The organism is Pseudomonas sp. GGS8, assembly GCF_024168645.1.
Lineage (GTDB): Bacteria > Pseudomonadota > Gammaproteobacteria > Pseudomonadales > Pseudomonadaceae > Aquipseudomonas.
In genome coordinates this window covers 3587958-3614068 of sequence record NZ_JALJWF010000001.1, presented here as the reverse complement: position 1 = coordinate 3614068, position 26111 = coordinate 3587958, and the positions used below count along the sequence as shown (strand labels likewise).

The window sequence follows — 26111 nt, the reverse complement described above, 5'->3', positions numbered from 1 at the left end:
TCCCCACAACCGGCCGATCGCCAAGTACCTGAAGCTGTTTTTGATTAACGAACGCGACGCAGATAACCGTCCGGCGCCACGGTGATCAGCAGTTTGTTTTGCATCTGCTGGTCGATCTCGAAGTCCTTGTTCTCTTCCAGGTACTTCCACACCGCAGTTTTCGGATTGTCGCCAGGGCCCCATGGACGATCCGGGAAGAAATCGGCTGGCATGTCTTCGACCACGGTGTCCATGACCACGCAGTAGCTGTCCACCGAAACCAGTGGTGCGTAAAGGCGCAGTTCTTCCAGCACGTGATCGTGGGTGTGGTTGGAATCCAGCACCAGAATGACTTTCTTGCCTTCGGCGGCAGCGCGCACTTTGGCGGCAATGGCCGGGTCGATGCTCGAACCTTCGATCATCGAAATGCGCTTGCTCATCGGGTGGCTCTCGATGGCTTCGCGGTTGTGCGCACGGATGTCGAGGTCAATGCCCAGCACTTCGCCGTGGCCTTGTAGCTCCAGCAAGGAGGCGTAGTAGATGATCGAACCGCCGTGGGCGATGCCGCACTCGATCACCAGATCCGGTTTGACCTGCCAGATGATTTCCTGCATCGCCATCATGTCTTGCGGCAGCTGGATAATCGGACGGCCCATCCACGAGAAGTGGTAGCTGTACTTGTGCTTGGCCGATTCGTTGAAGAAATCCCGGGCCAGGCCGGTGAGTTTCTGGTCGTCACCCTGCTGGGCGATCTGTTCCCGGCATTCGGCTTCGAAGGCTTTATTGATGGTGTTGTCGGTCATTTTAGAATCTCAATAGTCACTGGAACGAAGCGCTGTCGACGGCGTGATAGACGTAGCGTCCACCGGTCATCCGCTTGATTTCTTCGAGGTAGTTGGAGTTCATCACAAACAGATTGGCGCCTTCGGGCAAGGCATCCATGGCCTCTTGCGGCGAAGACACGCGCACGCCGCTCAGGGGCAGATAACGGCCCTGTTTGGCCGGGTTGATATCCACCACGCGATCCACCGCCACACCCGCGCGTTGCAGGAATAACGAATAAATCACGCCTTTGGACGAGGCGCCCCAAATCGCCGAACCTTGCTCGGGCGCCGCTTGAATGATCTGCACCGCACGCTCAAGGCTGCTGGTGAACCGGTCCGGCAATGCCAGGCGCGGCACCGGTTGTTCCGGCGTCAGGCGCAGCGTGGCCAGGTCGGCGACGATGTACAGGTATTGGCCACCGAACAGGTGACCGGCCTCGTGCACGGTGCCGAACATCCGGCGCAGGTCATCGAGGCGGAAATAATTGACGTGCTCGTAGAACAGGTCGAACCAGGCGCGGTGCTCAAGAATCCAGTCGAAGCACGGCACTTCGATGTAGATCTGCCCGCCCTGATTGGCCTCGGCCATCTCGGCGAGAAAACTCACCGGGTCCTGGATATGCTCCAGCACATGCCGCAGCACGATAGCGTCCGCCGACAGCCCCAGGCCGCGGGTGAACGGCGCCTTGATCACGTCAGCGTTGTCGCCTTCGTAGGCCGGGTCGATGCCGGTGATGGCGTAGCCCCGGCCTTTGAGCAGCTCAAGAAAGTAGCCTTTGCCGCAGCCGACTTCGATCAGTTCCTGCCCCTTGAAGTGACGGGCAATGATCCCTTCGACATCGCTCAAGTGCTTCTGGAACTGGCCTGAATGCGCCTGCTCGTTCTGATAGTCAGCGTCGTAGCTGAGCTTGTCGGCGTCGAAGGCCTGATTGAAGATCAGCCCGCTCGTCTCGTCCTGCACCAACAGCATGTCGGCGCTGGCCGAAGCCCTGGCCGACTCCGGGTCGGCAAAGGTACGGTTCTGCAACACCGGCAGGTCGGCGACCCGATACAACTCATGCCTCATGCTCTGCTCCCAGTAGCTGTTGCAAACGGTCCGCCACGCCCCAGAACGCCATCGGTTCATGGGTCGGGTATGGGTAATGGCCCAGGTTCAAACGAATCGACGCGCTGCGTTCGCGCAACCGCTGCTCGACCAACGCCCTGACCGATACCGGCTGGCCGCTGGAACAATTGATCACGCCGTCGAAGTCGCGCTGTTGCAGGATCGCGGCGAGGTAATGGGCGGCCGCGTCGATCGCCAGGTAATCGCGCAACTGCTCGCCGGCCGACATGTTGAAGCTGTCGTCCCCGGCGTCGATTGCCCGGTCCAGTGCCGCCAGTAAACTGTTGGGGTTTTGCCCGGCACCGTGCAGGTAAAACAGCCGTGCCCATTGCAGGGTGAAGGGCTGTTGGCGCTGCAGGTTTTCGAGGAACAGACGCAAGGTGTTCTTGGCCAACCCGTAAGGGTTACTCGGCCGCGCCTCGGTCTGCTCGCTGAGCGGCCCGCTTTGCAGGCCATATTCGAAACAGGTGCCCGTCACCAACACCTGCGACACGCCCGCCTCGACCGCGCCCTTGATGAACCGGTAATCGGCCATCAGGTTGTGCTCGAAGTGAAACAGCGCCTGATAGTTCGGCAACCCCGGCCAGGCGAGATGCGCCAAGGCATCCACGCCCTCGGTCAGCGCGGCGAAGTCCAGGTCGGCAGCATGAACATCCGCGGTCACGAACTCCACGGCGTTGATCCACGGTAATTGCGCGGCGGTCTCGGCGTTACGCGCCACAGCCCGCACCTCGCAGCCACGGGCGAGCAAAGCCGCGACCAGATGTCGGCCGACAAACCCGGTGGCACCGGTCACCAGCACCTTCACAGTACGGTCAACTCTGGCACGGCAATCACGAAACGGCCGTCCCACTGACGTACCTGCACCAGTTGCTGACTGACTTCGTGCAGCAAATTCCACGGCAATACCAGGATGTAATCCGGCTTTTCCAGATCGATCTGCGCCGGCGAAACGATCGGAATGCGACTGCCCGGCATGTACTTGCCCTGCTTGTGCGGATTCGCATCGGCCACCCAGGCCAACAGGTCCGGTTTGACCCCGGCGTAGTTGAGCAAGGTGTTGCCCTTGGCCGCCGCGCCATAACCGACCACACGCTTGCCGTCGGCCTTGGCCTGCAACAGGAAACGCAGCAGTTCGTGCTTGATGCCCTCGGCCGCTGGCGCCAGGGTCGCGTAGTACTCGGGGGTTTTCACTCCCGCTGCCAGTTCGGCGCGCAACTGCTGTTGAACGGCTGGCTGCACCTCACGGCGAACACCGTCGGCACGCTGGACGAACACCCGCAACGAACCGCCATGGGTCGACAACTGGCTGACGTCGAACACTTCCAGGCCATTGCGCTCGCACAAGGTCTGCACGGCGGTCAGGGACAGGTAGGAATAGTGCTCGTGATACAACGTGTCGAACTGCTGCCCGGCCATCAGTGTCAGCAGTTGCGGAAACTCGAACGTCGCCACGCCGGTTGGCTTGAGCAAGGTGGCGAATCCACCGAGAAAATCATTGATGTCCGGGACGTGGGCCAGCACGTTGTTGGCGGCCATCAGGTCGGCGGCCCAGCCTTCGTTTTTCAGCTGCGCGGCGGTATCGCGACCGAAAAACAGTTCGCGAATCTCCAAGCCTTTTTCCCGCGCCGCTTGCGCGGTGCTGCGGGTCGGTTCAACGCCCAGGCAAGGGATGCCGTGCCCGGCGACGTACTGCAACAGGTAACCGTCGTTGGCGGCGATTTCCACCACGCGGCTGTCGGCAGTCAGGCCGAAGCGTTCGACCATCTCGGCGACATAGCGCTCGGCATGGACCAGCCAGGTGCTGGAGAACGAACTGAAATACGCATACTCGGCGTCGAACAGACTGTCGGCGCTGGTGTAATCCTCGGTCTGCACCAGCCAGCACTGCTGACACACCGCGACCTTCAATGGCACCCATTGCTCGGCTTGTTCCAGGCGATCGGCGTGCACATAGGCGTTGGATGGCGGCGAGGTGCCGAGATCGATCAGCGGCAAGGCCAGAGGAGTACCGCAACCACGGCAGTTCATAGACGCACTCCAGCGAAGTGTTCATCGAGCAAGGGATGGCTGGAATCCCTGGCCGACAGATTATTGACAGGCAACGGCCAGGCAATCGCCAGCCGTGGATCGTTCACCGACAACCCGCCCTCGTGCGCAGGCGCGTAATCGGTGCTGTGCAGGTAGAGCAATTCAGCGTCATCGGTCAGCGTCTGGAAGCCATGGGCGAACCCGGCCGGGATCAGCAGGCTGCGACCGTCACCGGCCTTCAAGTGCTCGGCATGCCAGTGCAAAAAGGTTTCGGAATCGGGGCGCAAGTCCACCGCCACATCCCAGACCTCGCCGCGCAGGCAGGTAATCAACTTGGCTTCCGGCGCATTGGAGTTTTGATAATGCAGGCCGCGCACACTGCCCCGTTCGCGAGTGCAGGAGTGGTTGATCTGGCGGATATGAAAAGGCTGGCCGAAAGCGCTCAGGCTGCCTTCACAGAACAGTCGGGCGAAATGCCCGCGATCATCTTCGAAGCGTTTGTGCCGCACGCTGAACAGACCAGTCAGCGGCAAGGCGCTCAACAGAAATTCGCTCACAACGCGCCTCGATACAAGTTCAACTGGTTCAGAGTGACTTCACGCATGTCATCACCGTTCTGCCACGCCAGGTGCCAATCGAGGGTCTGGCTCAGGCACTGCTGCAACGACCAGCGCGGTTGCCAGGCCAACCGTTGACGGGCGCGACTGCTGTCCAGGCGCAGCAGACCGGCCTCATGCAAATCACTGGGTTCGATGCGCAATCCGCGTGTTTGCGGCCAGCGGTTGGCGAGCAGTTCAACTACTTCGCCAACGCTGCACATGTCTGCTTCGCTCGGGCCGAAGTTCCATGCGCCGGCAAACGCCGGGCCTTGTTCATAGAGACCAGCGGCCAATTGCAGATAACCGGCCAGCGGCTCAAGGGCGTGCTGCCATGGGCGCACGGCTTGCGGGTAGCGCAGGGTCACGGGCTCATCCGCTGACCAGGCCTTGAGCACGTCAGGAATCAAGCGCTCAGGCGCGAAGTCCCCGCCGCCCAGCACGTTACCGGCGCGCGCGGTGGCCAACGCCAGACCGTGTTCGGCGTATTTGTCCGCAGGGAAAAACGACGCGGCGTAGGACTGGGCGAGCAATTCGCAACAGGCCTTGCTGCTGCTGTATGGGTCGTGACCGCCCAGCGCTTCATCCTCGCGGTACGGCCACAGCCATTCCTTGTTGGCGTAGACCTTGTCGGTCGTGACCAAAACACAGGCGCGCACGCCGCCGACCTGGCGGATCGCTTCAAGCAGATTGAGCGTGCCCATGACGTTGCTGGAATAGGTGCCGAGCGGATCGCGATAGCCTTCGCGCACCAGCGGCTGGGCCGCCAGGTGCAGGACGATTTCCGGCTGCACATCGACGATCAGCTCCAGCAAGGCACCGAGGTCACGCAGGTCGCCGCGCTGATCGTTGATGCCCTCATGCACCCGCGCCAGCTCGAACAGGCTCGGCTCGGTAGACGGATCGAGCGAAAAACCGCTGACCTCGGCACCGAGGCTTTGCAGCCACAACGTCAGCCAGCTGCCCTTGAAACCGGTATGGCCGGTCAGCAGGACACGCTTGCCGCGCCAGAACTCCGGACTCAGGCCCATTGCTTCCATGGGGCCTCCCCGCTCTGCCACAGCGCTTCGAGGTGGTTCTTGTCGCGCAGGGTGTCCATCGGGTGCCAGAAGCCTTCGTGCTCGAAAGCCTTCAACTGTTCGTCCTGGGCCAGCCGGGTCAACGGCTCGGCTTCCCAAGTGGTCTCGTCACCGCCGATGTACGACAGCACTTTCGGCGACAGCACGAAGAAGCCACCATTGATCCAGCCACCATCGCCACGGGGTTTCTCGGTGAAACCGAGCACCTGATCACCATGACGTTCCAGGGCGCCGTAACGGCCCGGCGGTTGTACAGCGGTGACGGTCGCCAGACGACCGTGGGCGCCGTGGTAGTCCACCAGTTGACGGATATTGATATCGGAGACGCCGTCGCCATAGGTGAAGCAGAACGCCTCTTCATCCTTGAGGTAACGGCCGGCGCGCAGCAAACGGCCACCGGTCATGGTTTCCTCGCCGGTGTCGATGAGGGTGACGCTCCACGGCTCGCTGTAGTTCTGGTGTACGTCCATGCGGTTGTTGCGCATGTCGAAGGTGACGTCGGAGGTGTGCAGGAAGTAGTTGGCGAAAAAGTCCTTGATCGCATAGCCCTTGTAGCCAAGGCAGATCACGAAGTCATGAATCCCGTGGGCGGAGTACTGTTTCATGATGTGCCAAAGAATTGGCTTGCCGCCGATCTCGATCATTGGCTTGGGCTTTAGGTGCGACTCTTCGCTGATGCGCGTGCCCAGGCCACCCGCCAGAATTACTGCCTTCATCGTCTCCCCTCTTGTTCTTCACAGAGCTCGGCCAAGCTATTTCAAGCTTTTGCGGGCTGTCTGGCTAATACGCTCTGCCGTGTCAGGCGCTGGCGTACCGGCCGCAAGCGCTCGTTTTATGGCGATATGAGGGGGACTTGCAGGAAACGCGCCAGCTCGGCGGGCCCCGCGTCGTCGGCGTTATCAGGCATGAAAAAGGGGCTGAGTCCGGTCAACAGCAACCGGAGCCATCCCCTTCAGCGGTGTAGCTAGCGTTCAATCCGGATTCAAGATTGAGGGCATTGAACTCCGGGATCATCCAAACATGGCAAACGCGTATCCACGCCGTTTTTCCCGTTCATCACTGCCATTTCGACTTCTTCCTTGCCATGTTGTTGAACCAGATACCTACAGAAAACGGCGCCCGACGAGCGACGTCACATCCTCATTTCAATAAATGTTTATCCCGATGCTTTCGGCAGGTCCAACTCGAACTGGAGAAGAAAAAACACCTTGAAATAAAACAAAAACAGGCGACATAAAGTCGCCTGTTTTCAAGGGATGGGTCGAAGCCAATCAATCCGGTAACCAGCCCCACAACCAGTGGTTCAGGTTGTCGCCACGCAACATGAAATCCCGATGCACCGCTTCACGCAGCTCATCGCCCATGCGGTAACTCGCTTCCGGATCGGCCAGGTGCATGCGGATCGCCTGAAGCCATTCGTCTGTGCTGTTGCTATAAACCTTGGTGCACGGCAAGTGGCCGCGGTAGGCCTCAGTGTCGGTGCAGATCACCGGATATCCGCAGGCGCCGTATTCCAGCAAGCGCAGGTTGCTTTTGCAGTCGTTGAAGATATGGAATTCCAGCGGTGCCAGCGCCAGATCGAGATTCAGACTAGCCAGTTTGAACGGGTAGCCCTGCAAGCTGATGGCGGAGTGAAACTCGTGGATGTAGGGGCGCAATTCGTCCGGGCACATGCCAAAAAACACCCACTCCACTTCGTTCGCCAATTCGCGAACCACGTCGGCAATGATCTCCAGGTCACCGGTATGGCTGGTGCCACCACCCCAGCCGACCCGCGGCTTGCCGGAGGTACGGCGGCGGCTGGTCAGTGTCGCCCATGGGTCCGGCGATAGCATGTTCGGCACCACGCGGATCTCGCTGTGCATGCTCGACAACGCATCGGCCAGTGGTTGAGTGGTGACCACTACACGGTCGCACAAGGCAATGCCTTCGCGCAGCATCTGTTCGGTATTGACCGGTTTGTTCCGCGCATGGGTGTTTTTCTTCGGCGCGCTGACCACGTAATCGTCAAGCTCGAAAATCCGCAATGCACTGGAATATTTCTTCATCCGCAGAATGTCACTGACAGCACCTTCGCTGTAACGGCATTGCAGGATGATGGTGTCCGGGGACAGGCGCTCGATCTCAACTGTCGACGGCGACTCATAAGCCCACCGAGCAATGACCCGGCCAGATGCTTCAAGCTCTGCCAAAGGTCCCGTGACGCGATAATGCCCGACTGCCGAACTGTTGACAGGCAAACCGAGAATCAGCGGCAAGGCTCGGGTGCAGAACGGGTTCCAGTTATTGCGCAGCGACGGCTCCAGGCTGAAGCTGGAAATCCCAAGGCTCAGCGCCGGGCTGTAGGCCGGATCCTTGGCGATCTTCGGCAGCCATTTGCGATAGAAGACTTCCTGTTCATGCTCATGCAGCGCCAATGTCAAAGGCGGCGTCGGCGATACATCTTGCGGCACCCACACCACGCTGGCGTAAGGCGTCCAGACCACCAGATAACCATCCTTGCTCGCCCGCAAACACAAGTCGACGTCGCTGAGCCCCAGGGTGAAGGTCGCCTCATCGAACTGCTCGAGCTCATCGAATACTTGCTTGCGCACCATCAGGCAGTGACTGCTCACCGCGCTCCAGTTCTGGGTCACGTGCAAACGCTGCATGTAACCGCGAGAACCGGCCGCCTCGCCATGAAACGGTGAACCGACCGGCCCGGCCAGGCCAAGAATCAACCCGGCACTGACGATCAAGCCTTCGGGGTTTAGGATGCGAGCACCGACCACCCCCACTTCCGGGCGCTGGGCGTGATTGAGCAATTCATCCAGCCAGTCGCTGTCGCAGATCACTGTTTGCGCGCTGAGCAGTAGCAAGTACTCGCCATGAGCCAGTCTCGCGGCGAAGTTGCGAATCGCCGCATCGTTGGCGTCACCGGCGTAACGCAGTACTCGCAGCATCGCGGCACCCAGCTGCGCCATCGCCTCCAGCCAATCGAGCATCGCCGGGTCGTCCGTGCCGCTGTCAACGATCAGGATTTCGTATTGGCTATAAGCCGTACGCTCGATCAAGCCTTCGATGCAACGCTGTAAGGCGTACAGCGAATCGCCGGTCTGGATGATGATCGATACCAGCGGACGCGCCCCATGGAGGTAGTCGATGCGGTTGATCAACGGCAACCCTTCCTGCCGGATCGCGTGCGCCACACCAATACGATCCAGGTGTGCGCTGACCATCCCGGCGTTGTTCTCGATCACTTCGGGCAACGACAGCCAGGCGGCGAAAGACTGACTCGACTCAACCTGGATTTCGGCGATGTGCTCGATGGTTTGCGGCCCGGCCTCTTCCACCAGACGCCATATCAAATCGTGCGGCGCCAGCTCACCGTGAGCCGAATCAAAACCGCCCAGCGCCATGAAGCGCTGCCGCTCGAAGGCCAGGGTTCGGCCAACATAGGGATAGGCGCGCATCAGATCGAGGTTGAAATCGGGTTTGAACACCGGGTCGACCGACTCACCATCGATCAGCGCGCCCTCGTCGCTATAAGCACAGAGAATGCCCGCCGAACCCGCAATGCGTTCGGCCAGAATCAGCAGAGCCGACTCGCGCAAGGTGTCGCCAGCATGCAGCAGATAAAACCAGTGGGCACCTTCCAGTTGCGGTACCACGGCGTTGAGCTGTTGCGCCCAATCCGCCTGGAACGGCAACTGCACTACACGATCGTCGGTCGCACACACGGCATCGGACAGCACCAGTACGGCCTGAGGCGCGTACAGTTGCTGGCTAATGCTCTGCAACGTAGTCTTGAGCGCCCCACCGTCAGCAGTGCCGTCGATCACGATCGGCACGATCTGCGGACGAAACGCCCAACTGTCGAGGCGGTGCGGCATGAGCCGCTGCTCGACATCGGAGAACCTGCGGATCGCCAGCCATTCTCGGTAGAAATCGGCGTAACTTTCGCTCTCCCCGCCCACTCGGCCAGTCACCACCGTGTTGCGGTTGCCCAGAATGCGCACCACGCACAACTCTTCCCAGGCGTGGGGCTGGTCAGTGATTTTGGCCAGTTCGATATAGCGCACCCACCCCGATGCCGGCGCCGACTCACCGCTGCGCGCCGCGAGCATCTGCGAAAGCCAGCTCCACTCCACCGCCGCAGCCTTGATCATCTCCGGGGTTTTGCTCAAACGCTCCGGGTACAGGCGTTCGGTACTCAGCACGGTGCCCAGGGACACCAGGTTACCGCGACGCATCAGGCACACAAACAAGGCGAAATCGAGCATGGCGACGAAACCGGCGCCTTCCTGAATCAGGGCCGGCAACAGCTCCAGCACATCGGCGCGACGCATCAGGGTCGAACTGAAATTGCCGAGGAAATTCTTCGGTGTGCCTTCGAAAATCGCCAACATGTCATCGCCCTTGAGCAAGGCGTCGTTCGGCGAAAACCGGCAGTTGTCGACCCGTGGCGGCAGGATGAAGTTGCCGGCATCGCTGAGCATTCGCAAGGCAAACACCACATTCACGTCCGCGTGGTCAATCAGCACCTGCGCCTGCAATGCAACGCTCGGTGCGAACAGACGGTCGTCATCGCACAGCACTTTGATCAATTCGCCACGGGCTTCTTCCACGCAGCGCAGCACATTCCTCTGTAACCCCAGACGTTGCGGATTACGCAGATAGCGAATCGGGTGAGCCGGCTCGACGAAGGCATCGACAATGTCGCGGATCTCGGCGTCGGGCGAGTCGTCACAGATGACGATTTCGACGTGCTCGTAGGTCTGGGCGAGCGCACTTTCCAATGCCTGACTGAAGAAGCGCGGGTTGAAGGCAGGGATGACAATGCTGACGAGGGGGCGTTGATTCACGGCGGGAAACTCTCGAGCGGCGGGCCTCTAACCTTTCAGGCGGAGGCCCTGGAACCGCTTACAAAAAGACGGTTGGCTGCTCGGCAGATGCAGGCTCAGATTTTGTTGAACAGGCCCAGCTGAGCAATCTTGCTGAAGGCCTGTTGCGAGGCCTGCAACATGGTTTGTTGCAAGGTCAGACGGGTCATCACTTCAGCCGGATCGGAATCACGGATCGACGATTGGGTCTGGGCATTGGCCAGTTTCAGACTCTGGTTGGTATCGCTCTGGGTTTCCAGGGCCTGGCCACGACCGCCTACCGAACTCAAGGCGCTGGACAACTGATCGGTGCCGCTGGCCAGGTTGGCAATACCGGAAGCCAGTGATGCTTGCAGTTTCTGAGTAGCGATCGCGTTGCCATTGGTCGGCGTATTCAGAGCGGTTTTCAACTGGCTCACGGTGTCCAGGATGTTCTGGGTTTCGTGAGTGTTGACCGCGACGCTGAACTGATCGTTGGTAGCCGGCGTACCGGCCAAGGTGAAGCTCACACCCGATGCGGTGGCGACGCTGCCGGCCATCGTACCGGTAGACACCGGCCTGCTGCTGGCCGTCAAAGGCGCTGCGTACAGTTCGAAAGCGGTAGCACTGGTGAACTTCAGGATCGCCGAGCCGCTAGGAAAACTGGCGTGGTAATCCACCGGATTAGTGATGCTGCTGGCGGTGACCTGCGCCGTCGAAGGGTTGCCCGGGCTAGCGGTTGCGGTGAAAGTGTCCGGTTTGGCCGCCAGGGTAAAGGAGTGGCCAGGCAGCACCGTAGCCGCCGTATCACCAGCGCTCAGATTGATGTTCAGGGTCAGTTCGACCCCGCGGAAAGTGACAGCCTGGCCAGCCTTGCTGGCAGGATCGAATGCACCGCCCTGGCTAGCTTCGGCGGTCACGTCGTTACCGGCCGAATCAGTGATCTTCAACTGTGTACCGCTGACGAAGTCCACGGTATACGGCTCGCCACTGCGGAACTTGCTGTTGTAGGTAACGCCCGACGACACCTGGCCATTAGACAGGGTCACGCGACCATCATCCACCGCCGGCGCGGTCATGGTGACCTGGCTGCGGCTGGTATTGATCGCCTGCTGGAACGCATCCCAACCGGTGCTGTTTGTGGCCATCGACATGGTGTCGCCAATCGCCAGATCCAGCGTTACCTGGTCACCGTTGTAGCTGTAGCTTCCGTCGTTGTTACGCGTGAACGGCACGGTATCGCCCTTGGAGCCGGCGAAGATGTATTTGCCGTTCTCGTCCTTGCTGTTCATCAAGCTCAGCAATTGCTCTTCGATCTGCCCCAGTTCCGAGGCATTGGCCTGACGGTCGGCATCCGTGTAACCGGCGTTACCGGCGCTGACGGCCAATTCCTTGGCGCGCTGCAATACGTTGCCAATGCTGTTCATCACCGCTTCGGTGGTACCCAGGGTCCCCTTGATGGTCGTAGCGTTAGCCTCGTACTGGTCGAGCATCGAAGCCTGCTGCCCCAATTGCAGCAAACGCGAAGCGCCGACCGGATCATCGGCCGCGGTATTCACGCGAACCAGGCTGCTGGCCTCTTCGCTGCTCTTGACCACGTTGGAAAAGTTCTTCTGATAGTTGGCAGCAGAGGACTCGTAAAACTGGGCGGTAGAAATGCGCATGGGCTACGACTCCTTAAAGACTGTTGATCAGTGTGCTGAAGATTTCCTGCGCAGCCTTGATGATCTGCGAAGACGCGGTGTAGTACTGCTGGTACTTGACCAGGTTGCCGGTTTCCTCATCGAGGTCGACACCGGACAACGAATCGCGAGCGCCCTTGGCGTTGGCCAGGATGGCGGTGGTCGCAGCACTGTCGAGCTTGCCTTGCGAGGCCTTGGCGCCGACGCCTTCGACCAGTTTGCCGTAGGCGTCAGTCAGGGAAATGCCTTTGCTGGCGGAGCCGGTATCCACGGTCTGCTTGGTTTGCAAGCCGGCCAGTACGGTGCCGTTACGGTTGTCCAGCGTGCCCGGCTGGCTGAGCGATACATTGATCGCGGTGCCGTTACCTGGCGAACCGGCCACGGTCATGTCAAACGACACAGTGCGCTGCACGATGGGCGGGCCCGGATCATTGATCGCGGCACCGGTGCCGTCGACCAGTGGGATAGTCAGGCTCAGCGTATTGTTCTGGCCCGGCACGATGGTGCCGCTGCTGAGCGAGTTGCCTTGGGCATCGAGCATTTGGTAAGTCTGAGTCGTACCGCCAGCCGCACCGAACACGATTTTGACCGGCGTCGACGTCTTCAGGCCGTTCTGGAGCGTGGTGGTGGTCGCTGTGTCGTAGACATCGAACTTCGTGGTCAGGGCCGGTTGGCCGCTGGCCGGAATCGTCAGTGTGCCGCTGCCGCCCGCCGCAATGGCCGCGCCCAATGGTGCCGCGATGGCCAGACGTTTGGAGTCGGTCATTTCGGTCTTGATGTTGGTGGCCGCGTTGCGGGTCGGGGTGATCTTGAACGTGTCGCCGGCGGCTGCGGTGCCACCGGAGAGCGTCATGGAGAAACCATCGATTACCGGTGGCGGCGTGGTCAGCGTGCTGAACGCGCCCATGGCGGTGCCTTCAGGCAGACGCTGCACGGTGTAGTTGGTGGCGCTGGTGAAGGTGACCTTGTAATCGTTGATGGTCAGCTTGCCGCTGTCCTCGATGCTCACGTCGAAGTTGCCTGAGCCGGCGCTGTTGCCGACCGTGGCAACGCTGCGCTGAGCCATTTGCGCGGCAGTGTTGATGCTGTTGAACAGGTTCGAACCGAAGTCACCGTTCTTGTCGATGCCCTGAGCCTGGACGGTGTTCATCTGATCGGCGACAACCAGCGCCACACGCCCCAGCTCGTTCATGGCCGGGTCCAGCACGGTGCTGCGATAACGCAGCAAGCCGCCCATCTCGCCACCGGTCATCACCGAGGTGATGTCGATGGTGCTCGAACCGCGATTGAGCTGAACGGCCGAACGCGACGGGTCGTCTTTGCTCGGCACCACTTCCAGCTTGCTGGCCGTGCTGCCCATGACCAACGGCTGACCACTGCCCAGGTATATATCGAGGTTACCGTCACGCTCGATCACTTGCGCACCGGTGAAGGTGGACAACTGGCGCACAGTCTCGTTGCGCGAGTCGAGCAAGTCGTTAGGCTGGCCGCCGGCGTTAGAAACTTCGGAAATTTTCTGGTTCAACTGGGCCACGGTGGCCGCCAGTTTGTTGACCTGATCGGCCATGTCCGCCAGGTTGCCGTTGATGTCCGCGTTCTGCGCGGTCAACTGGCTGGAGATCGAGTTGAAACGGTTGCTCACCGCTTGCGCATCGCTGAGCAGCAGTTGGCGGGAAGCATCGTCACCCGGTTTGGCGTTGACGTTCTGTACCGAGGTGAAGAACTTGGTCAGGGCGCCGTTAAGGCCGGTGCCGCTGTCCGACAGCAACGAATCGAGCGGGCTGATCTGCCCGGCGTAGGCCGCCGAGTCGCTGTTGAGCGAGGTAGTGGTTTGCAGTTGCGCATCGAGGTAACTGTTGTACACCCGACGCACATCGGCCAGGGTCGTACCCGTGCCGATGTAGACATTGCCGAACTGATTCGAGGCCTTGCTGCCCTGCACGGTTTGCTGACGCGAGTAGCCTGCGGTGTCGGCGTTGGCAATGTTGTTACCGGTCACCATCAACGCGCTTTGGCCAGCGGATAAACCCGACATCCCGATGTTGAGCAAACTCATGATTCAAACCTTATGCCTTGTGCCTATAAAGGCGTAGTGGAAGCGCCCGCTGCAGCGTAGTTTTGGTAACTCGTCATCTGCTTGGCTATCTGCGAAATCTTGCTTGCGTAATCCGGGTCGGTTGCATACCCGGCTTTTTGCAACTCGCGTACAAACTGTTCTGGGTTATCGGCCGACTTCAGCACATCTTGATAGCGATTGTTGCTTTGCAGCAGCGTCACAAGGTCATGGAAACTGTCCTTGTACGAGGCGTAGGAACGGAACTCGGCCGTCTCCTTGACCATCTGGCCATTTCTGAATTCGCTGGTGATCGCCCGCGCCGAATCGCCCTTCCAGTTACCGCTGGCCTTGATCCCGAACAGGTTGTGGCTACTGCTGCCATCCTGGGCGCGCATGACCGATTTGCCCCAACCGGTTTCCAGGGCGGCCTGAGCCACTAGATAACGCGGATCGACACCGATACGGTCGGCGGCTTCTTTGGCCATTGGCAGCATGGTGTTGACGAATTCGTCGGCGGAACTGAAGGCTTTCTTCGCCGGCGCCAGGGGGATTTGAGCCATGGCACGCCCATAAATCTGCAGGCGCCCGCTGGAGGTCGTATCCGTTTGCGAAGCCAGCCAATCACCGTTATATAGCGGGCCGGAACCGGTCGTGGTGCTCTGCGGCACCTGGATTTTGTTCTGCGTTGCGGTGGCGGTCGCCGCCGTGGTCGATACCGACGCAGATGGCACCAGCCCGGCGAGCAAACGGTCGGCGAGTTTCGGTGGCAGCGCCAGACGCCGCTGATTGATCAGCGCCATGTCGTTGCGGTGTGCGCCCTCGCCCGCCCCGGCCGGCGCCCTCACCGCGCGTGAAGCCCACAACGGGCGCTCGCCGTTGAGGCGCGACAGTGGCCCGTTGGTGGCGACCGTACCGGCGGCAATCGGTGTTTCCACAGCGGCGCTCGCGGCGGCTTGCTTGGCGGCAGACGCTGCGGCGGCCTCACCCGGCGCCAACGGCTTGTTCTTCGACATCTGGCGCATCAGCACATCCGCCAAGCCAATACCGCCACCTTCGCGGGACAGGGAAACGGCCAACTGCTGGTCGTACATTTCCTGGTATTGCTTGGCTGCCGGCGTGTTGAGCGGATTGTCCTTGCCCAGCGCTTCGGTGGCCGAGCGCATGGACTTGAGCATTTCACCGAGGAACAGCGACTCGAATTCCTGCGCCACTTTGCGCATGTTCGCATCGCTGTTCTTGTCGCCGACCTTGAGCTGATTCAAACGGTTCAGGTCCGAGTAGGACCCCGAATCGCTGCTGCTGACCAGACCGCTTTTGCGCATATCCATGATCGCCGTCCTCAGATCACGATCAGGTCGGCTTGCAACGCGCCGGCCTGTTTCAGCGCTTCAAGGATCGCCATCAAGTCACCCGGTGCCGCGCCGACCTGGTTCACCGCACGCACGATTTCGTCGAGGGTGGTGCCCGGGCCGAACTTGAACATCGGCTTGGCTTCTTGCTGAGCGTTGACCCGCGAGCGCGGCACGACCGCCGTCTGCCCGTTGGACAGAGGGCCGGGCTGGCTGACGATCGGGTCTTCGGTGATGGTCACGGTCAGGCTGCCGTGGGTCACGGCGGCCGGGGAAACCTTGACGTTCTGGCCAATCACGATGGTGCCGGTGCGCGAGTTGATGATGACTTTCGCCACCGCCTGACCCGGATCGACTTCGAGGTTTTCGAGGATCGACAAATAGTCGACCCGCTGGCTCGGATCGAGTGGCGCGGTCACGCGGATCGAGCCACCATCGATGGCCTGGGCGACGCCAGGGCCAAGCATGTCGTTGATCTTGTCGACGATGCGCTTGGCCGTGGTGAAGTCCGAACGGTTGAGGTTCAGTGTCAGGCTATTGCCCTGATTGAAGCCGCTCGGCACTGCACGCTCGACCGACGCACCGCCGGGAATGCGACCGGCCGACGGAACGTTGACAGTAATCTTGGAACCGTCGCGACCTTCGGCATCGAAACCGCCGACCACCAGGTTGCCCTGAGCGACGGCGTAGACGTTGCCATCGATACCTTTAAGCGGCGTCAACAGCAGGGTGCCGCCACGCAGGCTCTTGGAGTTACCGATGGACGCTACAGTGATATCTATCTGCTGACCCGGCTTGGCGAACGCTGGCAAATCGGCGCTGATCGACACGGCCGCGACGTTCTTCAATTGCACGTTGCCAGAACCTGCCGGCACCTTGATGCCGAACTGCGAGAGCATGTTGTTGAAGGTCTGCAGGGTGAACGGGGTCTGGGTCGTCTGGTCACCGGTACCGTTAAGCCCGACCACCAAGCCATAGCCGATCAATTGGTTGGAACGCACGCCGGAAATACTGGCGATGTCTTTCAGCCGTTCGGCTTGAGCATCGAAGGCCGCCATCAGCAACAGGGCGCCCACCATCAGGTGTTTAAGATTCAACGTAGCCACCTAGAAAGGGAACAGCGGGCTGAGGAAGAAACGGTCGAACCAGCCTGGCTGACTCGCATCGGCAAACGCACCGGTGCCCGAATAGGTGATACGTGCATCGGCGACACGGGTCGACGACACGGTGTTGTCGGTGGCAATGTCATCGGCGCGAACGAGGCCGGCAATCCGTACCAGTTCGTCACCGGTGTTGAGGGTCAGCCACTTCTCGCCGCGCACGGCGATGATGCCGTTGGGCAACACGTCGGCAACGGTCACGGTGATCGAACCGGTCAGGCTGTTGCTTTGGCCGGTCTTACTGTCGCCTTTGCTTGCGCGATCAGCTTTGTAGCCGGCGTTCAGGCTCAAGTCGTTGCCACCAACCGGGTTGTTGGTGGTCAGGCTGGAGCCGAACAGCGAGGTCAGGCCGACACTGGTGTCGCTGGTCTTGTCGATCTGCGAGTTGGCGTTCTTGCTCGCCTGGGTGCGCTCGTTCAGGGTGATGGTGATGATGTCACCGACCCGGAACGCCTTGCGGTCGCTGTACAGGTTCTGTTCGAAACCGGCCTGGTAGATCGAGCCGTTATTGGCGGCAGCCGGCAGCGGCGTGCGCGGCAACACCGGGGCGTAGTAAGGGTCATTGGGCTTTGGCGTCGGACCGACGCACCCCGCCAGCGCGGCGACCCCACTCAGTGCCAGAACAGATACGAAGCGATTCATGACCCTACCTCACGGTGTTGCAGGCGACCTCATGGCCGCCTCATAGACTTGATTACAGATTCTGCGTTACGAACGAGAGCATCTGGTCGGCGGTGGAGATCACTTTGGAGTTCATCTCGTAGGCGCGTTGAGTGGTGATCATGTTGACCATCTCTTCAACGGTGCTGACGTTGGACGTTTCCAGGGTGTTCTGCAGCGTGGTGCCGAAACCGGCCAGGCCCGGGGTGCCGACTTGCGGCGCGCCACTGGCAGCGGTTTCCAGGAACAGGTTGTTACCCACCGCTTGCAGACCGGCCGGGTTGATGAAGTCGGCGGTTTGCAGGTTGCCGATCACCTGGGAGGCCGGGTTGCCGGCAACGGTGATGGACACGGTGCCGTCACGGCCAACGGTGAACGTCTGGGCGTTGTTCGGAATGACAATGGCCGGCTCCAGGGCGAAGCCGCTGGCGTTGACGATCTGGCCGTTGGAATCCAGGTGGAAGGTACCGTCACGGGTGTAGGACGTGGTACCATCGGGCTGCAGAATCTGGAAGAAACCGCGACCGTCGATGGCCATGTCCAACGGCTGCTCGGTGGTTTGCAGGCTGCCGGCGGTGAAGTTTTTCTGGGTGCCGACGATGCGCACACCAGTACCCACTTGCAGGCCCGACGGCAATTCGCTGTCCTGGGTCGACTGGGCGCCTGGCTGGCGTTTGATCTGATACAGCAAGTCCTGGAACTCGGCGCGATCACGTTTGAAACCCGTGGTCGATACGTTGGCCAGGTTGTTGGAAATGGTGGTGAGGTTGGTGTCCTGGGCGGACAGACCTGTTTTGGCAACCCATAGAGCCGGAAGCATTCGATTCTCCTCGTGCGCCTGTTTTACGGCGCGACGTTCTGATAATTAGCTGATCTGCAAGACCCGAGCCATGGCCTGGTCATCGTCTTTGGCGGTGTTCATCATCTTGATGTGCAGCTCGAACTGCTTCGACAAGGCCAGCACCGAGGTCATCTCTTCCACAGCGTTGACGTTGCTCGACTCAAGGAACCCGGACACCAGCTTGACGCCCGCATCGGCTTGCGCCGGCTTGCCGTCCTTGGTGTGGATCGAACCGTCCAGGCCTTTGGTCATGTTCTTGAAGTCCGGGTTGACCAGCTTGATGCGGTCGACTTCAGCCATCACCCGCGGGCCTTCGCCCATCGCGCGGATGCTGACGGTGCCGTCTTCGCCGACTTCGATCTGCTGCTCAGGCGGCACGGCAATCGGCCCGCCATTGCCCACCACCGGCATACCGTTGCCGGCGCGCAGCACGCCCAATGCGTCAACGTTCAGGCTGCCGGTGCGCACGTAGCTTTCACCGCCATCGGGGTTCTGCACGGCGATCCAGCCGTTGCCTTGCACCGCGACATCGAGGTCGCGACCGGTTTCCACCAGCGCGCCCGGGGAGAAGTCGGTGGCCGGACGTTCGCTCATGGCAAACGCACGCGCCGGAAAGCTGTCACCAAATACCGGCATCGAACGGGCCTGCTCCAGGTCCTTCTGAAAACCATTGGTAGAGATGTTCGCCAGGTTGTTGGCATGAGCCTTCTGCGCCAGTGCATTCTGGCTGGCGCCGGTCATTGCCACATAAAGGTACTTGTCCACACTCTTTCCTCTGCATGCCGGACGTTTGCCGCCCACCGCTGTACTGCTGAGCCATAAGCAATTTGCAGACCAACTTTTTTCTGGCGGCGCCGGGCCCGGCAAACAAAGGACTTGAGAGGTTTAGAGGGGATAGGGGGAATGTATCGAAGACGAAAAACCGGCGGTGTTATGCCGCTTACGGCAAGCATCAACCTTTGCAGCCAACACAGATCCCTGTGGCGAGGGGGCTTGCCCCCGTTCGGTCGCGGAGCGGCCGCAAAATCAGCCGATGCGTTTTACCTGACACTATACGGTTGCTGCATTTGGGGCTGCTTCGCAACCCAACGGGGGCAAGCCCCCTCGCCACAGGTTTAAACACCCGGCTCTTTGCCGACCTCATACTCACGCAACTTATTGGCAATGGTGGTATGGGAAACCCCCAACCGCTTGCCCAGTTGCCGACTGCTCGGATGCTCGGAATACAGACGCTCCAGCACCGCTTTTTCAAAGCGCCCGACAATCTCGTCCAACCCGCCCTCCAGGGAAAAATCGCCAAGCGGCTGACGCACGCCGTAGTCCGGCAGACGAATGTGCTCGGCTTTGACGGTGCCGCCCTCGCACAGGGAGACCGCTTGAAACAGTACGTTTTCCAACTGCCGCACATTACCCGGCCAGTGATAGTGACTGAGCCGTTCCATCGCCGCTGGTGCCAGTTTCGGCAGCGGGCAACCAATCTGCCGACTGGCCTGATCGAGGAAGTGCTCCACCAGCGGCGCCAGTCCGTCGAGGCATTCGCGCAGTGGCGGGATGTGTAGCGAGAGCACGTTCAAGCGGTGGTACAAATCCTGGCGAAATTCACCGCGAGCACACAGCTCGGACAAGTCCACTTGAGTCGCGCAGATCACCCGCACATCCAGATAGACCTCTTCATCGCTGCCGACACGACGGAAGCAACCGTCCTGCAGAAAGCGCAGCAATTTCACCTGCAAGCGCGGGCTCATTTCGCCAACGCCATCGAGAAACAACGTGCCGCCCGCCGTCAGCTCCAGAAGCCCGAGCTTGCCTTCGGCCCGCGCCCCTTCGAAGGCGCCGGGGCCGTAGCCGAACAATTCAGTCTCGGCCATGGACTCTGGCAGGCCGGCGCAGTTGAGCGCCATCAGCGGCGATTGCCCACGCGGGCTCGCCAGGTGACAGGCCCGCGCCAACAACTCTTTGCCGGTGCCGGTTTCGCCTTCAATCAATAGCGGTGCATCCAGCGGCGCCATGCGCCGTGCTTCGCGCACTACCGCCGCCATCACTTTCGAGCTTTGGAAAATGCTGTCGAAGCCGCGCAACTCCTGCTTGCGCACGTTATAGATGCGCTCGCCCACCCGATCCGCCCGGTGCAACGTCAACACCGCACCGGCCATGGCCTCGCTTTCGTCATGCTCCGATTGCAGCGGCGCGATGTCGGCGAGAAACACGTCACCCTTAACCTTCACCCGCAAACCGTTGATCCGCGACTTGTTGGCGCGTACCAGTTCCGGCAAATCGAAGTCCTCGGCGTACCGCGACAGCGGGATCCCCGGCACCTCATCCACCCGCACCCCGAGCAACTGCGCCGCCGCACGGTTGGCCGCAACGATGGAGCCCCCCATGTCGATCGACAACACCGGAAATTCCAGGGCACCGAGCAAGGCATTGAGCTCCATGTGCCGACGCTCGCTGGGCATCAGCCCTACACGCTTGACGCCGAATACGCCGGCAATCGATTCAAATTTCGGACGCAGAGCCTGGAACTGGATGTTGATCAGGTTCGGGCAGTGCAGATAGATCGCATTGCCATGCTCACCGCCCACCTCGCCGCGAGCGACGTTGATCCCGTACTCGACCAACAGGTTGAGAATGTCGCGCAGGATACCGATGCGGTTCTGGCAGTGGACTTTGATACGCATATAAAGGCCCGTAACAGGGGTGATCGTGGCCCGACGCAAGGAAATTTCTGCGCGAACGCCAAGTTAGTCGTCAAGATTATGTGACACGCGCACTCCATTTCAAACACGGAAATATCAATACTTGCGCCACAATAGCCATTCCGTAACGAATACTTTACAAAAAACACGGATTTTTCCTACTTCCCGCGCGGATCACCTGCTGCAAAGTCGCACACCTTGGCGTATCTCTAGCTCCAGAGCAGGACATAAAACAAGAACGTATCCCCTAGCAGGAGAGCAGCATGAAGCAGACGCAATACGTGGCTCGTGAGCCCGATGCGCAAGGTTTTATCGACTACCCCGCTGAAGAACACGCGGTGTGGAATACGCTGATCACTCGCCAACTGAAAGTGGTCGAGGGTCGTGCATGCCAGGAATACCTGGACGGTATCGAAAAACTCGGTCTGCCCCACGACCGCATTCCGCAACTCGGCGAAATCAACAAGGTCCTCGGTGAAACCACCGGCTGGCAAGTTGCCCGAGTGCCCGCGCTGATTCCCTTCCAGACCTTTTTCGAATTGCTGGCGAACAAGCAGTTTCCAGTGGCGACCTTTATTCGTACCCGCGAAGAGCTGGATTACCTGCAAGAGCCGGACATTTTCCACGAGATCTTCGGCCACTGCCCGCTGCTGACCAACCCCTGGTTCGCCGAATTCACCCACACCTACGGCAAACTCGGCCTACAGGCTTCCAAGGAAGAACGCGTGTACCTGGCGCGCCTGTACTGGATGACCATCGAGTTCGGCCTGGTTGATACCGAGCAAGGCCTGCGCATTTACGGCGGCGGCATTCTCTCTTCGCCGAAAGAAACCGTTTACTGCCTGTCGGATGAGCCTGAACATCAAGCCTTCGATCCGCTGGAATGCATGCGCACGCCGTACCGCATCGACATCCTGCAACCGCTGTACTTTGTCCTGCCAAACCTCAAGCGTCTGTTCGATCTGGCCCACGAAGACATCATGGACATGGTCAAACAAGGCATGCAGCTTGGGTTGCACGCACCGAAATTTCCGCCCAAAGCTGCTTGATCCGCAGCTTTTAGAATCAAGTGAGCCTGTCAGGATCCGACGCTTTGGTTTAGCGTGGCGGTACTGACGGTCGAATTCCAATAATCAGATTTCAGGAACTCATCATGTCCACATTGAACCAAGCCCATTGCGAAGCCTGCCGCGCCGATGCCCCTCAGGTCAGCGACGAAGAACTGCCGATCCTGATCAAGCAGATCCCTGACTGGAACATCGAAGTGCGCGACGGCGTGATGCAGTTGGAAAAAGTTTTCCTGTTCAAGAACTTCAAGCACGCGCTGGCATTCACCAACGCCGTTGGCGAAATCTCCGAGGCTGAAGGTCACCACCCGGGCCTGCTGACCGAGTGGGGCAAAGTCACCGTGACCTGGTGGAGCCACTCCATCAAGGGCCTGCACCGCAACGACTTCATCATGGCCGCGCGCACCGACGAAGTGGCCAAAGACGCCGAGGGCCGCAAATAATGCATTTCGACGCCATCGGCCGAGTACCCGGCGATCCGATTCTCGGCCTGATGGAGGCCTATGCGCAGGACCCCAACCCGCGCAAGTTCGACCTTGGCGTGGGGGTCTACAAAGACGCCCAGGGCCTGACGCCAATCCTTGAAGCGGTGAAGCTCGCCGAGCAGCGCCTGGTGGATCGCCAGGCCACCAAGACTTACATCGGCGGCCACGGCGATGCGGCATTCGGCAAGGTCATCAACGAGCTTGTGCTGGGTGCCGATTCGGCGCTGATCGCCGAGCAACGGGCCGGCGCCACCCAAACTCCGGGCGGCACCGGCGCGTTGCGTTTGAGCGCCGACTTCATCGCCCAGTGCCTGCCGGGCCGTGGCGTGTGGCTGAGCAGCCCGACCTGGCCGATCCACGAAACCATTTTCGCCACGGCCGGGGTCAAGGTCAGCCACTACCCGTACGTGGGCAGCGATAACCGTCTCGATGTCGAAGCGATGCTGGCGGTGCTCAATCAAGCCCCCAAGGGCGATGTGGTGCTGCTGCACGCCTGCTGCCACAACCCGACCGGTTTCGACCTGTCCCATGACGATTGGCGCCGGGTACTGGATGTGGTGCGCAGTCGCGACTTGCTGCCGCTGATCGACTTCGCCTATCAGGGTTTCGGCGACGGCCTGGAGCAGGATGCCTGGTCGACCCGGTTGTTCGCCGCCGAGTTGCCGGAAGTGCTGATCACCAGTTCCTGCTCGAAGAACTTCGGCCTGTACCGCGACCGTACTGGCGCGCTGATTGTCTGCGCGCAAACCGCCGACAAGCTGGTGGACATCCGCAGCCAACTGGCCAACATCGCCCGCAACCTGTGGTCGACACCGCCGGATCATGGCGCCGCCGTGGTCGCGACGATCCTTGGTGATCCAGAGCTGAAAAGCCGCTGGACCGACGAAGTGGAGGCCATGCGGTTGCGCATCGCCCAACTGCGCAGTGGCCTGGTCGAAGCGCTCGAACCCCATGGCTTGCGCGAGCGGTTTGCGCACATCGGCGTGCAACGCGGGATGTTTTCCTACACCGGTTTGTCGCCGGAGCAGGTTAAACAATTGCGCGAGCGTCACAGCGTCTACATGGTCAGCTCGGGCCGGGCGAACGTAGCGGGGATTGATGCGACGCGCCTGGATCTGCTCGCCGAGGCCATCGCTGACGTCTGCAAGTAACCCCTCAAATACCTGCAAGCCCCCCTGTGAGAGCGAACCTGCTCGCGATAGCGATTTTTCAGTCACATTGATGTTGAATGTGCCGCCGCTATCGCGAGCAGGCTCGCTCCCACACTTGTATTGCGCCTATCCCATTGACCTGTCTAGACAATTCCATCCGTCGTAACAAATGGATATAAAGTCTATTTGTCATTTTTCCTGCTGTATCCTGCCCAGGCTTTTTTAAAAGCGCGGATCTACCAGATCTATCAACAGACTTAGCGAGGAGCGCGAAACATGCACGAGATCCCTAATCTCCCCTTCCCAAGCCTGCACGAAACTGAGCAGACAACCACGCAACAAGCCGGCGCCCAACAGCCCGAGCCGAAAGAAGCACCTGAACGCCGTCAGGCCGACAGAGAAGACTGATACACCTGCAATGCCAGACCGTGTGGAAAGCGCTAACATGCGCTTTCCACACCGCCTGAACCGCGAGCCCGCACCATGAGCGATGATTTCACTGAAGCCCAGGCCAGCGTCCTGATCGGCACCGCCGAGAAGATGATCGAGATCTGGAACCGTCTTTCCCCCGAGAAACAAGCCGCCCTGCTGGCCCGCTTCGGCAGCGAAGAAAATGCCCTGGCCGCCCTGGTCACGACGCAACTGGTCGCCCCCGCAAAATCCTGACCCATCCCGCTCGGCAAATAGTTTTACTTTTTCACGCCTCGCGACCGTCCGCGCCGCTATCATAAGCAGCCTATCTATCCTGCTGCCCCGTGGACCTTTTACCCATGTCAGAAACCCAGCGCCCCCTGGCGGTCACGCTGCAAGTCGTTTCCATCGTCCTGTTCACTTTCATCGGTTACCTCGATATCGGCATTCCCCTGGCCGTATTGCCCGGCTACGTCCACAGCGACCTCGGCTTCGGCGCGGTGATCGCCGGGCTGGTGATCAGCGTGCAATACCTGGCCACTCTGCTCAGCCGGCCTTACGCCGGACGCATCATCGATAACAAGGGCAGCAAGCTGGCGGTGATGTATGGCCTCGCCGGCTGCGGTTTGAGCGGCGTGTTCATGTTGATTTCGGCCTGGACGCAAAGCCTGCCGATACTGAGTTTGATCAGCCTGTTGATTGGCCGCCTGATACTCGGCAGCGCGGAAAGCCTGGTCGGCTCCGGGTCGATCGGCTGGGGCATCGGCCGGGTTGGCGCGGCGAACACCGCCAAGGTCATCTCCTGGAACGGCATCGCCAGTTACGGCGCGTTAGCGGTCGGCGCACCGCTGGGGGTGCTGCTGGTGAGTCAATTGGGTTTGTGGAGCATGGGCGTGAGCATCGTGCTACTGGCCGTGCTGGGCGTGGCGCTGGCCTGGCCGAAAACCGCGGCCCCGATTGTCGCGGGTGAACGTTTGCCGTTCATGCATGTGCTGGGACGGGTGTTCCCTCATGGCTGCGGCCTGGCACTGGGCTCCATCGGCTTTGGCACCATCGCGACCTTCATCACGCTGTATTACGCCACTCAGCATTGGTCCAACGCGGTGCTGTCCCTGAGTTTGTTCGGCGCCAGTTTCATTGGCGCGCGACTGCTGTTCGGCAACCTGATCAACCGCCTCGGCGGCTTTCGCGTGGCGATTGCCTGCCTCTCGGTGGAAACCCTCGGGCTGTTGCTGCTGTGGCTGGCGCCGGATGCTCATTGGGCACTGGCCGGTGCGGCGCTGAGCGGTTTCGGCTTTTCGCTGGTGTTCCCGGCGTTGGGCGTGGAAGCGGTCAATCTGGTGCCGGCCTCCAGCCGTGGCGCGGCGGTTGGGGCGTATTCGCTGTTCATCGATTTGTCGCTGGGAATTACCGGACCGCTGGCCGGTGCGATAGCGGCTGGATTCGGGTTTGCCTCGATCTTCCTGTTCGCCGCCCTCGCCGCTTTGAGCGGATTAATGCTGAGCGTCTATCTGTACCGGCAGGCACCCAAGTATCGGGAAGAAAGAGAAGCGCGTTAAAAGTCGACCTTTCCGCGCCCAGCCTTGATGCTGCCACGTTTGGTCTTGGATTCGAGCCGACGTTTTTTCGAGCCCAGAGTCGGCTTGGTAGGGCGGCGTTTCTTTTCCACTTTGGTAGCGCTGAGGATCAACTCGGTCAGGCGCTCCAGCGCATCGGCGCGGTTCTGCTCCTGCGTGCGGTATTGCTGGGCCTTGATGATCAACACCCCTTCGCTGGTGATGCGACTGTCGCGCAACGCCAGCAGCCGCTCCTTGTAAAACTCGGGCAAGGACGAGGCCGGAATGTCGAAGCGCAAGTGCACGGCGCTGGAGACTTTATTGACGTTCTGCCCACCGGCGCCCTGGGCACGAATGGCCGTCAATTCGATCTCGGCATCCGGCAGATGCACGTTGTTGGAAATCACCAGCATGGAAAAAGGTCCGTATTCAGAACAAGCAGGATACCGCGAATAGACAGAAGGAATGCGGCCCCTGTGGGAGCGCGGCTTGCCCGCGATGAACGATAACGCGGTATGCCTGATCACCGCGGCGCCTGAATC

At 60.5% G+C, this 26111-nt stretch carries 23 protein-coding genes; 6 read left to right on the top strand and 17 right to left on the bottom strand.

Features of this window, described 5'->3' with window-relative positions; all coding sequences use genetic code 11:
* Positions 1-44: 44 nt before the first annotated feature.
* The 16 genes from J3D54_RS16315 to J3D54_RS16240 form a co-directional block, all read right to left on the bottom strand.
* Positions 45-782, bottom strand: a complete 738-nt coding sequence (locus J3D54_RS16315; protein WP_253420065.1) for a cephalosporin hydroxylase family protein — start codon at positions 780-782, stop codon at positions 45-47.
* 16 nt (positions 783-798) lie between these two features.
* Positions 799-1869, bottom strand: a complete 1071-nt coding sequence (locus tag J3D54_RS16310; RefSeq protein WP_253420063.1) for a class I SAM-dependent methyltransferase — start codon at positions 1867-1869, stop codon at positions 799-801.
* Positions 1859-2716 (bottom strand): NAD(P)-dependent oxidoreductase, encoded by an 858-nt coding sequence (locus tag J3D54_RS16305; RefSeq protein WP_253420060.1) that lies wholly within the window; start codon positions 2714-2716, stop codon positions 1859-1861. The genes J3D54_RS16310 and J3D54_RS16305 overlap by 11 nt, the downstream gene beginning before the upstream one ends.
* Positions 2713-3939, bottom strand: a complete 1227-nt coding sequence (locus J3D54_RS16300; RefSeq protein ID WP_253420057.1) for a class I SAM-dependent methyltransferase — start codon at positions 3937-3939, stop codon at positions 2713-2715. The genes J3D54_RS16305 and J3D54_RS16300 overlap by 4 nt, the downstream gene beginning before the upstream one ends.
* Complete coding sequence (locus J3D54_RS16295; RefSeq protein ID WP_253420054.1) at positions 3936-4496, bottom strand: dTDP-4-dehydrorhamnose 3,5-epimerase; 561 nt, start codon at positions 4494-4496, stop codon at positions 3936-3938. Before J3D54_RS16295 ends, J3D54_RS16300 begins: the two co-directional genes overlap by 4 nt.
* The gene (rfbG, locus tag J3D54_RS16290) at positions 4493-5575 is read right to left on the bottom strand and encodes a CDP-glucose 4,6-dehydratase (RefSeq protein WP_253420049.1); all 1083 of its coding nucleotides are present in this window, start codon (positions 5573-5575) and stop codon (positions 4493-4495) included. Before rfbG ends, J3D54_RS16295 begins: the two co-directional genes overlap by 4 nt.
* The gene (gene rfbF, locus J3D54_RS16285) at positions 5557-6330 is read right to left on the bottom strand and encodes a glucose-1-phosphate cytidylyltransferase (protein WP_253420046.1); all 774 of its coding nucleotides are present in this window, start codon (positions 6328-6330) and stop codon (positions 5557-5559) included. The genes rfbG and rfbF overlap by 19 nt, the downstream gene beginning before the upstream one ends.
* Before the next feature lie 555 nt (positions 6331-6885).
* On the bottom strand, positions 6886-10458 hold the full coding sequence (locus J3D54_RS16280) for a glycosyltransferase (RefSeq protein WP_253420042.1): 3573 nt from the start codon (positions 10456-10458) through the stop codon (positions 6886-6888).
* A 95-nt stretch (positions 10459-10553) separates the two neighbouring features.
* Complete coding sequence (locus J3D54_RS16275) at positions 10554-12119, bottom strand: flagellar hook-associated protein 3 (RefSeq protein ID WP_253420039.1); 1566 nt, start codon at positions 12117-12119, stop codon at positions 10554-10556.
* A 13-nt stretch (positions 12120-12132) separates the two neighbouring features.
* Complete coding sequence (gene flgK / locus J3D54_RS16270) at positions 12133-14193, bottom strand: flagellar hook-associated protein FlgK (RefSeq protein ID WP_253420036.1); 2061 nt, start codon at positions 14191-14193, stop codon at positions 12133-12135.
* A gap of 23 nt (positions 14194-14216) precedes the next feature.
* Positions 14217-15521 carry a flagellar assembly peptidoglycan hydrolase FlgJ gene (gene flgJ / locus J3D54_RS16265; RefSeq protein WP_253420033.1) on the bottom strand — a complete coding sequence of 435 codons (1305 nt, stop codon included), beginning with the start codon at positions 15519-15521 and terminating at the stop codon, positions 14217-14219.
* An 11-nt stretch (positions 15522-15532) separates the two neighbouring features.
* Positions 15533-16621 carry a flagellar basal body P-ring protein FlgI gene (locus tag J3D54_RS16260; protein ID WP_253426641.1) on the bottom strand — a complete coding sequence of 363 codons (1089 nt, stop codon included), beginning with the start codon at positions 16619-16621 and terminating at the stop codon, positions 15533-15535.
* A 27-nt stretch (positions 16622-16648) separates the two neighbouring features.
* Positions 16649-17344, bottom strand: coding sequence for a flagellar basal body L-ring protein FlgH (flgH, locus tag J3D54_RS16255; protein WP_253420030.1), 696 nt, complete (start codon positions 17342-17344; stop codon positions 16649-16651).
* A gap of 52 nt (positions 17345-17396) precedes the next feature.
* A complete protein-coding gene (gene flgG / locus J3D54_RS16250) occupies positions 17397-18182 on the bottom strand; it encodes a flagellar basal-body rod protein FlgG (RefSeq protein WP_018929947.1) in 786 nt (261 codons plus the stop codon).
* A 45-nt stretch (positions 18183-18227) separates the two neighbouring features.
* Positions 18228-18968 carry a flagellar basal body rod protein FlgF gene (locus tag J3D54_RS16245; RefSeq protein ID WP_253420026.1) on the bottom strand — a complete coding sequence of 247 codons (741 nt, stop codon included), beginning with the start codon at positions 18966-18968 and terminating at the stop codon, positions 18228-18230.
* 350 nt (positions 18969-19318) lie between these two features.
* Positions 19319-20881, bottom strand: a complete 1563-nt coding sequence (locus J3D54_RS16240; protein WP_253420023.1) for a sigma-54-dependent transcriptional regulator — start codon at positions 20879-20881, stop codon at positions 19319-19321.
* Between the two features lie 281 nt (positions 20882-21162).
* Here J3D54_RS16240 and phhA point away from each other — a divergent pair, with 281 nt between their 5' ends.
* The 6 genes from phhA (at position 21163) to J3D54_RS16215 (ending at position 25572) form a co-directional block, all read left to right on the top strand.
* Complete coding sequence (phhA, locus tag J3D54_RS16235) at positions 21163-21948, top strand: phenylalanine 4-monooxygenase (protein ID WP_253420020.1); 786 nt, start codon at positions 21163-21165, stop codon at positions 21946-21948.
* Between the two features lie 104 nt (positions 21949-22052).
* Positions 22053-22409, top strand: coding sequence for a 4a-hydroxytetrahydrobiopterin dehydratase (locus J3D54_RS16230; protein ID WP_018929944.1), 357 nt, complete (start codon positions 22053-22055; stop codon positions 22407-22409).
* A complete protein-coding gene (locus J3D54_RS16225) occupies positions 22406-23602 on the top strand; it encodes an amino acid aminotransferase (protein WP_253426638.1) in 1197 nt (398 codons plus the stop codon). Before J3D54_RS16230 ends, J3D54_RS16225 begins: the two co-directional genes overlap by 4 nt.
* Before the next feature lie 276 nt (positions 23603-23878).
* Positions 23879-24010 carry a hypothetical protein gene (locus J3D54_RS30340; protein WP_007938543.1) on the top strand — a complete coding sequence of 44 codons (132 nt, stop codon included), beginning with the start codon at positions 23879-23881 and terminating at the stop codon, positions 24008-24010.
* A gap of 75 nt (positions 24011-24085) precedes the next feature.
* Positions 24086-24268 (top strand): hypothetical protein, encoded by a 183-nt coding sequence (locus tag J3D54_RS16220; RefSeq protein WP_007938541.1) that lies wholly within the window; start codon positions 24086-24088, stop codon positions 24266-24268.
* A 104-nt stretch (positions 24269-24372) separates the two neighbouring features.
* Positions 24373-25572: an MFS transporter gene (locus tag J3D54_RS16215; protein ID WP_253420016.1), complete on the top strand. Its 1200-nt coding sequence runs from the start codon at positions 24373-24375 to the stop codon at positions 25570-25572.
* Here the strand turns inward: J3D54_RS16215 and arfB are convergent.
* A complete protein-coding gene (gene arfB, locus J3D54_RS16210; protein ID WP_007938537.1) occupies positions 25569-25982 on the bottom strand; it encodes an alternative ribosome rescue aminoacyl-tRNA hydrolase ArfB in 414 nt (137 codons plus the stop codon). The two genes, J3D54_RS16215 and arfB, sit on opposite strands and share 4 nt — an antisense overlap.
* Positions 25983-26111: the final 129 nt, after the last annotated feature.

Coding starts and splice junctions, on each gene's coding strand:
- J3D54_RS16315 (WP_253420065.1), bottom strand. CDS start 782: ATGACCGACAACACCATCAATAAAGCCTTCGAAGCCGAATGCCGGGAA.
- J3D54_RS16310 (WP_253420063.1), bottom strand. CDS start 1,869: ATGAGGCATGAGTTGTATCGGGTCGCCGACCTGCCGGTGTTGCAGAAC.
- J3D54_RS16300 (WP_253420057.1), bottom strand. CDS start 3,939: ATGAACTGCCGTGGTTGCGGTACTCCTCTGGCCTTGCCGCTGATCGAT.
- rfbG (WP_253420049.1), bottom strand. CDS start 5,575: ATGGAAGCAATGGGCCTGAGTCCGGAGTTCTGGCGCGGCAAGCGTGTC.
- rfbF (WP_253420046.1), bottom strand. CDS start 6,330: ATGAAGGCAGTAATTCTGGCGGGTGGCCTGGGCACGCGCATCAGCGAA.
- J3D54_RS16275 (WP_253420039.1), bottom strand. CDS start 12,119: ATGCGCATTTCTACCGCCCAGTTTTACGAGTCCTCTGCTGCCAACTAT.
- flgK (WP_253420036.1), bottom strand. CDS start 14,193: ATGAGTTTGCTCAACATCGGGATGTCGGGTTTATCCGCTGGCCAAAGC.
- flgJ (WP_253420033.1), bottom strand. CDS start 15,521: ATGGATATGCGCAAAAGCGGTCTGGTCAGCAGCAGCGATTCGGGGTCC.
- J3D54_RS16260 (WP_253426641.1), bottom strand. CDS start 16,621: ATGGTGGGCGCCCTGTTGCTGATGGCGGCCTTCGATGCTCAAGCCGAA.
- flgH (WP_253420030.1), bottom strand. CDS start 17,344: ATGAATCGCTTCGTATCTGTTCTGGCACTGAGTGGGGTCGCCGCGCTG.
- flgG (WP_018929947.1), bottom strand. CDS start 18,182: ATGCTTCCGGCTCTATGGGTTGCCAAAACAGGTCTGTCCGCCCAGGAC.
- J3D54_RS16240 (WP_253420023.1), bottom strand. CDS start 20,881: ATGCGTATCAAAGTCCACTGCCAGAACCGCATCGGTATCCTGCGCGAC.
- phhA (WP_253420020.1), top strand. CDS start 21,163: ATGAAGCAGACGCAATACGTGGCTCGTGAGCCCGATGCGCAAGGTTTT.
- J3D54_RS16230 (WP_018929944.1), top strand. CDS start 22,053: ATGTCCACATTGAACCAAGCCCATTGCGAAGCCTGCCGCGCCGATGCC.
- J3D54_RS30340 (WP_007938543.1), top strand. CDS start 23,879: ATGCACGAGATCCCTAATCTCCCCTTCCCAAGCCTGCACGAAACTGAG.
- J3D54_RS16220 (WP_007938541.1), top strand. CDS start 24,086: ATGAGCGATGATTTCACTGAAGCCCAGGCCAGCGTCCTGATCGGCACC.
- J3D54_RS16215 (WP_253420016.1), top strand. CDS start 24,373: ATGTCAGAAACCCAGCGCCCCCTGGCGGTCACGCTGCAAGTCGTTTCC.
- arfB (WP_007938537.1), bottom strand. CDS start 25,982: ATGCTGGTGATTTCCAACAACGTGCATCTGCCGGATGCCGAGATCGAA.